Source organism: Sphingobacterium sp. UBA7253, assembly GCF_002472745.1.
Taxonomy (GTDB): domain Bacteria; phylum Bacteroidota; class Bacteroidia; order Sphingobacteriales; family Sphingobacteriaceae; genus Sphingobacterium; species Sphingobacterium siyangense.
In genome coordinates this window covers 87,458-99,852 of the sequence record NZ_DKSP01000069.1, presented here as the reverse complement: position 1 = coordinate 99,852, position 12,395 = coordinate 87,458, and the positions used below count along the sequence as shown (strand labels likewise).

The 12,395-nt window shown below is 37.3% G+C and carries 12 protein-coding genes; 8 read left to right on the top strand and 4 right to left on the bottom strand.

Annotation, left to right across the window (positions count from 1 at the left end):
• A partial coding sequence (gene dnaN, locus B2X72_RS06645; protein ID WP_286848731.1) for a DNA polymerase III subunit beta occupies positions 1–679 on the bottom strand: 679 nt, incomplete at its 3' end.
• A gap of 209 nt (positions 680–888) precedes the next feature.
• Between dnaN and B2X72_RS06640 the strand changes: the two genes are divergently transcribed.
• From B2X72_RS06640 to B2X72_RS06610, 7 genes are all read left to right on the top strand, one after another.
• On the top strand, positions 889–2,034 hold the full coding sequence (locus tag B2X72_RS06640) for an ATP-binding protein (RefSeq protein ID WP_088159748.1): 1,146 nt from the start codon (positions 889–891) through the stop codon (positions 2,032–2,034).
• A 6-nt stretch (positions 2,035–2,040) separates the two neighbouring features.
• Positions 2,041–3,417: a PSP1 domain-containing protein gene (locus B2X72_RS06635; RefSeq protein ID WP_286848730.1), complete on the top strand. Its 1,377-nt coding sequence runs from the start codon at positions 2,041–2,043 to the stop codon at positions 3,415–3,417.
• A 52-nt stretch (positions 3,418–3,469) separates the two neighbouring features.
• Entirely contained in the window at positions 3,470–3,940 is a 471-nt protein-coding gene (locus B2X72_RS06630; RefSeq protein WP_286848728.1) for a gliding motility lipoprotein GldH, read from the top strand.
• Positions 3,937–4,986: a tetraacyldisaccharide 4'-kinase gene (gene lpxK / locus B2X72_RS06625; protein ID WP_286848726.1), complete on the top strand. Its 1,050-nt coding sequence runs from the start codon at positions 3,937–3,939 to the stop codon at positions 4,984–4,986. Before B2X72_RS06630 ends, lpxK begins: the two co-directional genes overlap by 4 nt.
• Before the next feature lie 151 nt (positions 4,987–5,137).
• Entirely contained in the window at positions 5,138–5,506 is a 369-nt protein-coding gene (locus tag B2X72_RS06620; protein WP_145328250.1) for a hypothetical protein, read from the top strand.
• Positions 5,507–5,809: 303 nt separating this feature from the next.
• Positions 5,810–6,193: a hypothetical protein gene (locus B2X72_RS06615; protein ID WP_286848724.1), complete on the top strand. Its 384-nt coding sequence runs from the start codon at positions 5,810–5,812 to the stop codon at positions 6,191–6,193.
• Positions 6,194–6,257: 64 nt separating this feature from the next.
• A complete protein-coding gene (locus tag B2X72_RS06610) occupies positions 6,258–6,674 on the top strand; it encodes a hypothetical protein (RefSeq protein ID WP_088159743.1) in 417 nt (138 codons plus the stop codon).
• Between the two features lie 146 nt (positions 6,675–6,820).
• Here B2X72_RS06610 and dnaA read toward each other — a convergent pair whose 3' ends face one another.
• Together dnaA and dxs are read right to left on the bottom strand one after the other, a co-directional pair.
• A complete protein-coding gene (gene dnaA / locus B2X72_RS06605; RefSeq protein ID WP_046672557.1) occupies positions 6,821–8,245 on the bottom strand; it encodes a chromosomal replication initiator protein DnaA in 1,425 nt (474 codons plus the stop codon).
• Positions 8,246–8,795: 550 nt separating this feature from the next.
• Complete coding sequence (gene dxs / locus B2X72_RS06600; RefSeq protein ID WP_088163404.1) at positions 8,796–10,724, bottom strand: 1-deoxy-D-xylulose-5-phosphate synthase; 1,929 nt, start codon at positions 10,722–10,724, stop codon at positions 8,796–8,798.
• Positions 10,725–10,884: 160 nt separating this feature from the next.
• On the opposite strand from dxs, the gene B2X72_RS06595 reads away from it, so the two are divergent.
• Positions 10,885–11,673, top strand: coding sequence for a segregation and condensation protein A (locus B2X72_RS06595; RefSeq protein WP_120335635.1), 789 nt, complete (start codon positions 10,885–10,887; stop codon positions 11,671–11,673).
• A gap of 33 nt (positions 11,674–11,706) precedes the next feature.
• On the opposite strand, the gene thiL is transcribed toward B2X72_RS06595, so the two are convergent.
• A partial coding sequence (gene thiL / locus B2X72_RS06590) for a thiamine-phosphate kinase (RefSeq protein ID WP_286848719.1) occupies positions 11,707–12,395 on the bottom strand: 689 nt, incomplete at its 5' end.

Below are 12,395 nucleotides of genomic sequence, written 5' to 3'. Positions count from 1 at the left end.
GGCTAAAGAACGCATTGGTTTGATTATATTCTATCGATACTGTAACATCATCGGATGGTAGCGACGATTTGAGCAATGAAAGTGCCTTTTTCGGCAAAATAAGTGATGCTGGTTTTTCAGCACCAATATCAGTTCTCGAATAACGCACCAACTTGTGCGCATCAGTAGAGACAAAAGTCACATTCTTTTCAGCTAATTGCACCAAAACACCGGACATCGCAGGTCTCAATTCGTCGTTACTGACAGCAAAGATTGTTTTACTGATCGCTTCTGACAAAATAGGAGCTGGCATCTGAATAACGGACCCGTTATCGATTGAAGGAATTTTAGGGAAATCGTCGGCATTCTCTCCACTCAATTTATATTTTCCATCACCTGCACTGATCTCAATAGCCAAGGTATTCATATCTACTGAAAATGCTACTGGTTGATCTGGTAAGGTTTTTAATGTCTCGATCAAAATCTTCGAAGGCATGGCTACTCTTCCCTCTTCTTTTGCTTCGATCTGTAAGGAAGTAACCATACTAGTTTGCAGATCCGTAGCAGAAATAGTCAAGTTATTGTCTTTTATTTCAAAAAGAAAGTTTTCCAAGATAGGCAAAACAGTACTTGTACTGGATGCGCCATTGATAGCTTGTAACTGCTTTAATAAAATTGATGTTGATACAATGAATCTCATTTCCTGAATACTAATTATTATGTGCAATAATACACAAATTAATCAATATTTTTCAGTTTTATAGGCTGCTTTCTTTCCACATAAAGAGATTTCGATCGTTCAAATAAGCGATTGTATTTCAATTAATAAGCACAGCGCCAAAAGTATAGAAAGCAAATTCGGCCCGATAAATCACAATATTTATTACATTTGTATAATAGCAGTAGTGTATGCAGTTTAAAGAGATCATTGGGCACAAAGACATCAAAGAACATTTAGTTCGCACGGTTCATGAAAATCGTGTGAGTCATGCGCAATTATTTCTTGGTCCAGAGGGCTCTGGTAGCCTTGCATTAGCCTATGCTTATGCACAGTTTTTGAATTGTGAAAACCGACAGTCAACCGACAGTTGTGGCGAATGCCCCTCTTGTCGAAAATATAATAAGCTGATCCATCCCGATCTCCACATGTCCTATCCTTTCATAGCCAAACATAAGGAAGATACGGCATCCGATTATGCGGACAGCTGGCGAAAATCTTTTTTATCCAATCCGTACATGGGATTGGAGTATTGGCGCAATCAATTGGATGCGGACAACAAACAGGTCAATATCAATATTGCCGAGGCGCATGGGATCATCAAAAAACTAAGCCTCAAATCCTTCGAAGCTGAATATAAGGTTTTAATTATGTGGCTGCCCGAATACCTGGACACACAAGGCAATGCGCTGTTAAAGTTAATCGAAGAACCACCCGAAAAAACGCTCTTTATTCTGGTTGCAGAAAATCAGGACAAAATATTAAATACGATCATATCGCGTACGCAATTGGTCAAAATAAAGAAACTGGATCATAGTGAGGTAACACAATACTTAAAAACGGTACATCAACTTTCGGATCAAGAGGCGTCAGAGATTGCTTTTATTGCAGATGGAAATCTCCAGGAAGCAACCAATCTATTGCACGCGCAGACAAATAATCATTTTGGCATTTTAGTCAATTGGTTACGTTTCATTGTTTCAGATGCGGGAACCAATATGATCTCTTTAGTGGAAGAAGAGCTCTCAAAAATGGGGCGAGAAAACCAAAAAAGCTTTCTTTTTTATGCAATTAATATGATGCGTCAAATTATATTAATCAAAGAAGGGCTTTCCAGCTTAGTGTTCTTACCGGCCAAAGAATTGGATTTTGTCCAAAAATTTGCCGTACACTATACCGTTGAACAAATTGAAGCAACAATAAATCTATTTGAGGAAACACATTATTTTGTAGAAAGAAATGCAAATCCCAAAATATTATTTTTAGATTTATCTTTGCAGTTAACATTAATATACAAGTACAAAACGTTTCCGAAAGGAACTCAATATATAATATAGAAAACTATGGGATGTGGCAGTTGCTCATCCGGCGGAGGTTGCGGTACTACCACGACAAATGGTACACCAGCAGGATGTCAGAACAATGGCTCTTGCATGACTAGCGGATGTAATAAATTAGATGTATATGACTGGCTTTCCGATATGGATATGCCTTCAAACTATAAACCATTTAATATCGTCGAAGTACGATTCAAGGGATCACGAAAAGATTTCTTTATTAATGTAGACAATACCTACCTTGAAATGGGGGAAATGGTCGTTGTAGAACCTTCTACTGGTGGCTATGATGTCGGACATGTCTCCTTAACGGGTGAATTGGTCAGACTACAATTAAAAAAGAACAATGTTACCCCAGAAACGGTAACTAAAAAAATCTATCGGAAGCCCAATGAAATGGATGTAGAGAAGTATAATGCAGCAAAAGATCTCGAATGGGAAACTATGCACAAAGCACGTAAACTGGCTTTGGACCTGGGTTTGTCCATGAAGATTTCTGATGTTGACTACCAGGGCGATAAAACCAAAGCTACCTTCTACTACACTGCTGAGGGCCGCGTGGATTTCCGTGAGCTTATCAAAAAAATGGCTGAAGCTTTCAGAATACGCATTGAAATGCGCCAGATAGGTATGCGACAAGAAGCTAGCCGTCTCGGTGGAATCGGCTCCTGTGGTCGCGAACTCTGCTGTTCAACCTGGCTAACGGATTTCAAAACAGTATCCACGTCGGCAGCACGTTATCAAAATCTTTCTTTGAATACGTTAAAGCTAGCGGGACAATGCGGAAAATTAAAATGCTGTCTCAATTATGAATTAGATAGTTACATGGATGCTTTAAAAGACATCCCTAATAATATCGACCGCATCGAAACGCTAAAAGGAGTTGCTTATCTTCAAAAGACCGATATTTTCAAGAAAATGATGTGGTTCTCTTTTCCTGGAGCTGAAAATTGGATCGCCATTCCCGTTCAACAAGTCAAAGAGTTTGTCGAAATGAATAAGCAGGGGATCAAACCGGAAGCAATTTCGAGTGCAGTAGATAACGATGAAGTCAGAGAAGAGAAAAATATCAATTACGATTACGAAAATGTAGTCGGACAAGATAGCTTAACTCGACTTGATGACCGGAATAAAAGAAAGAAAAAAAGAAAATCCAAAAGCAATACTGTCAAACCTGAAAGTAAGGCTGGACAAAAAACTGAGAAGTCCGAACAAAGTACACCTAGACAAAGTGCTAAACCTCAGATTTCGACCGATGCTGGAGCTCCAAGCGCGAATAAAGAGAATAAAGAAGGATCTAACAACAGACCCAAAAAGCGCTTCAATCGCCATCGGAATAAAAACAAAGGTAATAACAACAATGCTGCACCGAAAGCAGAATAAAAAAAATATGCCTAATTTTAACCCATTAGGCATATTCTTTTTATAAATAAACATGAAACTCAAAAGCTCTCCCTTCCTTATTGGTTTGTTATGTATTGGCATAGGGTGTTCTTGTGACCAAACTTTTGTCATAAATGAAAATAAACCCATTGATAATAAAGCTTGGCTGAATACATCACCGCCTAGTTTTCAATTTCATATCGGCGACAAGACCAAACGATACGACGTATTGATGGATGTCCGTCATACACCGGAATATGCTTTTTCCAATCTTTTTGTACTTATTTACCAACGAGGCCCAGATAAAAAACAATATACTTATCGTAAAGAAATAAAAATGGCCAGACCGGATGGAAAATGGCTTGGAAAATCCTCTGGCAGCTTGTATAACAATCAATCCATCATCCATAAAGATTACCTATTTCCGGATACAGGAATTTATACGATTTCCATCGAACAGAACATGAAAGAAAATCCGTTGAAAGAAATCACAGACGTAGGGTTAACCATTGTTCCAAAATGATACGCTTATTACGATATCTATTATTTCCTTTTACCATCATCTATGCCCTTGTGGTGTGGATAAGAAATCGATTATATGATCTTAAGCTGCTTCCATCGCGGTCTTTTGACATTCCAACCGTAGTTATAGGAAATCTTGCCGTTGGTGGGACAGGAAAAAGCCCAATGACTGAATTTGTGGTATCCAGCCTTAAAGGTCACTTTAAAACAGCAATACTCAGTCGGGGGTATGGACGCAGCACCAAAGGTTTCTTATTGGTACAGACGGATTCATCGGCTATGGATGTCGGTGATGAGCCCTTACAGTTCAAAAATAAATTTCCGGCTGTCACTGTTGCAGTTTGTGAGGATCGTTGTACTGGAGTTGAAAAACTTCAGTCAACTCATCAACTTATTATTCTGGACGACGCTTATCAACACCGAAAATTATCGCCTCTTTTCAATATATTATTATTTGATTTTTTATCATTTTCTCACCCTATGTTCGTATTTCCCACAGGAAACTTTAGGGATCTCCTTATGGAGGCTAAACGCGCACAGATCATAACGATTACGAAATGTCCTATTGATCTTTCTAATGAGCAAAAAAAACGGATAGAAAACAAAATCAGGTATTATAACAAAGAAGCTTTAATAGTATTTAGCTATATCGACTATCTTGAACCCATCAATAGTAAAGGAAATCTAATCGATGTCAAAGGCAAAGATATTATTTTGGTTACGGGTATTGCTAAACCTCAACCCTTAGTAGATTATCTCCAAAACAAAACCAATTCAATCCAACACATTTCCTTTAAAGATCATCATTCTTTTACTGAATCGGATATCAATCAAATTGCAAAATCTTACCACGATCTGGCGAGCAGCAACAAGATCGTATTGACAACTGAAAAGGACTTTCAGCGACTAAAACCTTTTAAACAGCAATTTACTGCAATTGATTTGGCTTATCTGCCGATCGGTCTTAAATTTCACGACCCTATCCAACAGGAAATATTCCATGAAAGGCTATATAATGCAGTGGCTCAAAGTGTTAATCAACCTTAAATTTTGTTAAGATCAGATGCTATACTAAACTTTTTCATCAAATTTAGATTCTATATGTAAACAGAGAATCTCAAAAGTTTTCGCTCTGTCTATAATGAACAAATTGAGTGTATACCCGATATTCGGCACTCATGATATAAACTATACAAAGATGAAAAAGAAAATTTTAATGGCAGTAGCTTGTCTATTTTTAAGTGCCACAGGAGTTTTTGCCCAACAACGTCAGCAACGTAGTCCTGAAGAACAAGCTAAAATGCGCGTAGAGCATTTAGACAAATTATTAAGCCTAAATCAAACGCAAAAAGATTCGATCTATAACCTTACATTAAGTCAGGCTCAACAACGGGCTGCTCTTCGAAATGATGGTGGAGATCGAAAAGCGAGTATGGAAAAATTTAAGCAGCTTCAGGAAATACAAACAACCAAAATCAAATCATGGCTTACTCCAGACCAAGCTAAGCTATTTGACGAACAACAAGAAAAAATGAAAGAAAGAATGTCTAAACGTTCCGACAATTAATAAAGCTATCTTAGAAAAGGCCTTGTCAAAAAACAAGGCCTTTTTTATTTCACGTTCAGTTTTATTCTGACGTTATCATCACAATTAAGTTCGTCTAACTTTATCGATCCTGTTAACTGTGCAATAACAGCGATATCATCAATTTTTGCATTTCACACCATATATAAAAACCCGTATTACAATGAATTACAATTAGTTAATGTTAAAACTTTGTTAAAGTAACATAGTTGATACAATATAAATACCCCTTTCCGAGTTTTTATAGCAAGATCGTTTAATTGTAACTTTTTAAATACAATAGATATGAAAAAGCTAATTTTAACCGGAATAGGATTCATTCTAGCGATGGGCCTAACGTTTGCACAACAGGGTAGTCCCGAAGATGCAGCTGCTAAAGCAACGACTGAACTTGTACAGAAACTGCATCTGAATGATGAGCAAAAAACTGCGGTATCAACCATTCTATTGGATCAGGTAAAAGCAGAACAGACAATAGTAAAAGATACTGGGTCTTCTGCTCAAGCGAAAAGCGAAGCGCTTAATAAGCTACAGACTGAAGTAGATACCAAAGTCAGTCAATTACTTAACGAAGATCAGAAATCGCTTTATCAAAAAGTCATAACTGAAAGACCAGCTAAAGCTGTGCCGACCGCAGCTGAGCCTACGAAAACTGAATCTGGTCAATAATCGACAACAAAGTAAAATTAGGTAGCAGAAAAACATTGAATAATTTCATCTAAAATTGAACATCATGAAAAAGTTATTTTTAGCAGGCATAGGTTTCTTCCTAGCGATGGGCCTAACATTTGCACAACAAGCACAAACAACACCGGAAGAAAATGCAACAAAGGTAGTGACTGAATTAGTCACAAAGCTGACATTAAATGACGAGCAGAAAACTGCGGTATCAACAATCGTATTGGATCAAGAAAAAGCTATAGCGGCTGTCATTCAGGACTCCACGACTAAGGTTGACGTCAAAAAGGAGAATATTGCCAAAATACAGGGTGAATCAGATACTAAAATAGCACAGTTGCTAACAGATGAACAAAAAGTTGCTTATCAGAAATATGTAACTGAGCGACCTCCGGTAAACATTCCCGCAACGCAAGAAACAACAGAACAAAAAGAATCCGGTAACGGACAGAGCAATCAACAACAACAATAACCATTCGAGAACGAATGAAAATCCTCTGGGTATGTAATGCATATCCAGAGGCTTTTTTATGCCTTACAGGGCCTTAAATACACTAAAAAAGGGCTGTCCAAGTAATATGGACAGCCCTTCTAGTGTTTTGCTTACGATAATTGACATTAAGATTTTAATTTTTTCATAATGTCACTTACATAAGTTTTAAATTTCTTGTCAGTTTCAATTAAATCCTCTACGGTTTGACAGGCATAAATGACTGTCGAGTGGTCTCTTCCTCCGAAGAATGCTCCAATCGATTTTAGTGAAGATTTGGTATGTGCTTTTGCTAAGTACATCGAAATTTGCCTGGCCTGCACGATTTCACGCTTTCTAACTTTCGATTTCACCATATCCACAGGAACTTCAAAATATTCACAGACTAATTTTTGAATAAAGTCCATTGAAATTTCCTTATGGGTATTCTTCACAAAATTCTTCAACATGGATTTTGCTAAGCCCAAATCGATCTCTTTTTTGTTCAAAGTAGACTGAGCCAATAATGAAACCATGGCTCCTTCCAATTCACGAACGCTGTTATCGATCTGTGTTGCGACGTACTCCACTACATTTTCAGGTAAGTCAATACCATCGGAATACATCTTCTTCTTCAAAATTGCCATTCTCGTCTCAAGATCAGGAATCTGAATATCTGCAGATAATCCCCATTTAAAACGACTAAGCAAACGTTCCTCCAAACCAGCTAAATCCTTAGGTGCTTTGTCTGAAGTCAAAATAATTTGCTTTCCAGATTGATGCAAATGATTAAAAATATGGAAGAAAATATCCTGTGTTTTTTCTTTACCGGCAAAGTTATGTACATCATCCATAATGATGACATCCATTGCTTGATAAAAGTTAACGAAATCATTGATTGTATTATTTTTCAATGAATCCACAAACTGCTGACAGAATTTCTCACAAGACACATAAATGACCAGTTTATCGGGAAGATTTCTCTTGATTTCATTTCCGATTGCTTGGGCAAGGTGTGTCTTTCCCAAACCAACATCACCATAAATCATCAAAGGGTTGAATGAAGTACCACCTGGCTTATTCGCTACAGCGTAACCTGCAGAGCGAGCAAGACGATTACATTCACCTTCGATAAAATTTTCGAATGTGTAGTTTTGATTCAATTGCGGATCAACCTGCAATTTTTTCAATCCAGGAATAACAAATGGATTTTTGATATCTCTATTTAAAGATACCGGTACAGGGATAGATTGTCTTTTCCCTTCTGCTCCATTGCCATTCGATGGAAGATTAGTCGTATAGGGATGAGAAGCTGAAGACTTCTCCACTACAATATTGTATTCCAATCTACCTTGTTCTCCTAAAAATTTCTTTACGGTCTTACGAAGAATTCCTACATAGTGTTCTTCCAGCCACTCATAAAAAAATAAGCTAGGCACTTGAATAGTCAAAACGTCACCCTCCAAACGGACTGCTTTCACAGGTTCAAACCAGGTCTTGAAACTTTGCGCTGGTATATTATCTTTGATAATCGAAAGACAATTATTCCAGACACTTGAATACGTTTTTTCCATTCTAAAATTGTTAATAAGTTGATTTACAATACGCGACAAAAAATATGTTGATAACTTTCTCTGAGAACGAAGATGACAAAAAAATATCAGCTAAAAAACTAAAATATAAAATAATTAATAAACAACTATATATCAGATATTTACTATGTAAAATTGTGGAAAACTAGCGCTAAAATTGATCTCTAAAAATAATTATTAACATTCCAAATTTATTTGAAAAAAAAGAACAAAAAAAGTAGCAAACTAACTACGTCTCAGTCCTTAAGGTCTAAATCTAAATTAACCAAAATAATAGCTAATTACAATCTTTAGTTCATATATTTTTAATATTAAATTTATAAGAATTTAAAGCCAACTTAACATCATTGCTAATGGACGATTCAACTTATTTATGTCCAACTGTAAAACAAAAATCTATATAATTTATCCGAAAGAAAAAAACACATTGTAACATATGAGATTAATTGTGAGCTCCAAAAATGCGATACTATAGAAACAAAAAAGGAGGTCCATATGGATCTCCTTTTTTGTTTCTTATAGTGTATAACTTTTATCCGACCATTGAACTGGTCAATTTTCCATTACAAAGTTTTTTAGCTTCTGCTATGATCGCATTCGCATCGTAGTGGGCATTCTTCCACTGTGCATTTTGTTCAGCATGCTCAATGATCTTATCGGGAATACCTAAACGAACCACTTGGCTATGATATCCATGATCTGCCATAAACTCCAATACAGCGGAACCTATGCCCCCTTGTAAACTTCCATCTTCAACCGTGATAATTTTATCAAACTTTTTAAAGACCTGATGGAGTAAGACTTCATCTAATGGTTTAGCAAATCGAAGATCATAATGTGCTGGGTGTATCCCCAATTCATTCAACTGCTGTACCGCTTTAACGGCTTCATTTCCTATAGCGCCAAAGCTCAATATAGCAAGCTCTTCCCCTTCTGTTATAAGACGTCCTTTTCCAATTTCTATTTCCGTAAATGGGCGACGCCAGTCTGGCATAACACCATTTCCTCTAGGATATCTAATAACAAATGGACCTTTATTGGGTAACTGAGCTGTATACATTAAATTTCGTAACTCTTCCTCATTCATCGGCGCAGAAACCGTCATATTTGGAACACAGCGCATAAATGCGATATCATAAGCTCCATGGTGTGTCGCACCATCCGCTCCTACCACGCCCGCACGGTCTAAACAGAAAACGACGTTCAGATTTTGCAATGCAACATCATGGATTACCTGATCATAGGCCCGTTGCATAAACGATGAATAAATATTACAAAATGGCAATAGTCCCTGAGTTGCAAGTCCAGCACTGAAAGTAACAGCATGCTGTTCGGCAATACCGACGTCAAATGCACGCTCAGGCATAGCTTTCATCATAATATTCATGGAAGAACCGGATGGCATTGCAGGTGTTATACCCACAATCTTATCATTCTCTTCTGCAAGCTCCACCAAGGTATGTCCAAAGACATCCTGAAATTTGGGAGCTACCGGTTTATCATTCGAAGACTTCTTGATCTCACCGGTAATTTTATCAAATAAACCTGGAGCGTGCCACTTCGTCTGGTCTTTCTCCGCCAACGCGAAGCCCTTTCCTTTGATAGTGACAGCATGCAATAATTTGGGACCTGGTATGTGTTTAAGATCTTCTAGCGTTTTAGCCAATTTTTTAACATCATGCCCGTCAACTGGCCCAAAGTATCTAAAATTTAAAGATTCAAATAGATTAGCATTTTTCAGCAAAGTTCCCTTTATGCTTTTTTCAAGCTTTTTGGCAATGCCAAGTGCATTGGGACCAACTTCTGAAATCTTTGTCAATACTGCTGCTATATCGTCTCTAAATCTGTTGTATCGCTTAGAGGTGGTAATGCTTGTCAAATACTCCTTTAATGCACCAACATTCGGATCTATCGACATGCAGTTATCATTTAAGATCACCAAAAGATTTGATTTAGAAATTCCAGCATGATTCAATGCTTCAAATGCCATTCCTCCCGTCAAGGCACCATCACCGATCACAGCAATATGCTGACGGTCTTTCTCACCTTTTATCTGAGAGGCAACAGCCATACCCAGCGCAGCAGAAATAGATGTTGATGAGTGACCAACACCAAATGCATCGTATTTAGATTCAAAACGGTTCGGAAAGCCCGAAATCCCGTTCTCAATTCTATTTGTATGAAATATATCCCGGCGACCTGTTAGGATTTTATGTCCATAAGCCTGATGACCTACATCCCAGATCAATTGATCGTATGGGGTATTCATTACGTAATGTAACGCCACCGTTAACTCGACGACTCCCAAACTTGCTGCAAAGTGACCACCATTAACCGAAACCTGATCAATAATAAATTGACGTAATTCCTGACTTAACTGTTCTAATTGGTCTTCCTTTAGCTTTTTAAGATCAGAGGGATCGTTTATTTTACTTAATAGTTCTCCAGCCTCAAACTGCATAGTACTGCTATTTACATGATATGTTCGTACAAAGTAACGACAATTTTATTTAATCTTTAAAATTAAATCGCATTTACATATTGAGGTACAACAAATAAAATAATGAATAGTTTGTATCGAAGTTATTCCAAAAGATTTTATATGTAAATTTGTATAAGATATGCAAGTAGAAGAAGGCTACGAAATCAAGCTTCCTCAATTTGAGGGACCTTTTGATTTATTATTATTTTTTATCGAACGGGATGAATTAAATATCCACGATATACCGATTTCAAAGATTACAGATGATTTTTTATCGTATGTGAGCCAAATGCAAGCGCTCAATATGGAAATGGCAAGCGAGTTTATCTTTGTTGCTTCGACACTGATGCGTATTAAAGCTAAAATGCTCTTGCCTCGTCTAGACCTAGATGAAAATGAGAATGAAATCGATCTTAGAGAAGATCTTGTTCAAAAACTTATTCTCTATAAGCAATTTAAAGAGACCTGTGACGATTTGAGAGTCTTGGAGGAGGATCGTCTCAAACTATACAATCGAGGCAACATACGCTATGATATCCAACAAAGACTAAAATTAGATTCTACCGGAGAAAATTTGGATAGCTTCGACCTTTATAGTCTAATGATGATTTACGAGCAAATGATGTATCAATTCCGTAATCGTCCCCCAGAAGTAACACATACAGTTGTCAAATATCCATACACTATTGAACAACAGAAGAAAGCAATAGCCGAACTAATTGAAATCAATAAAAAATTGGATTTTCAAGAAATTCTTAAAAACTCAGAAAATAAAATACAGTTTGTCTATAACTTTTTAGCAATTCTTGAAATGCTGCAACAGAGATTATTACAGATCGAAGTGGGCTTAGGCTATAACAATTTCAATGTAGGTGAAAGAGATCCAAATGAGGTAGAGGAACTCCGGCTTGAGGAGCAAGAAGCATAAAAAAAGACCTGTTTTGAACAGGTCTTTTTCGTATTAGTCTTTTTTCTTAAAAGCATTCCACCCCTGGGCTGTTATCGGATAAAGATTCCCTGATTTGGAAATCATTTCACAGCCTTCAGTACTTGGCGTCATATAACCAATAATGCTAATATCCGGTAAGTTTTTGATTTTATCATGATCGGCCTGAGCTATTGTGAACAGTAGTTCATAATCTTCACCGCCATTAAGTGCGGCTACGGTTGGATCAATGCCAAATTCCCGCCCCGTATCATAAGTCATCTGATCCAATGGAATTTTTTCCTCATATAATCTGCAACCTTTGTCAGATTGTCTGCAAATATGTAGAATTTCTGATGCAAGCCCGTCTGAAATATCCATCATCGCTGTGGGCTTGATCCCTAGCTTGGCAAATAATTCAACAATGTCTTTCCGGGCTTCAGGTTTCAATTGGCGTTCAACAATATAATCTTTTCCCTCTAAATCAGGCTGTACATTTGGATTTTCTAAATAGATATCCTTTTCACGCTCCAAGAGCTGTAAGCCCATATAAGCTGCCCCTAGATCACCAGACACACACAAAAGATCACCTTCCTGCGCACCATTACGATAAACAATCTGATCTGTATCAGCATAACCTATGCTTGTCACAGAAATAACCAAGCCTTGGGCTGAAGCGGAAGTGTCTCCGCCAATTAAGTCGACATTATATTTCTTACAGGCAA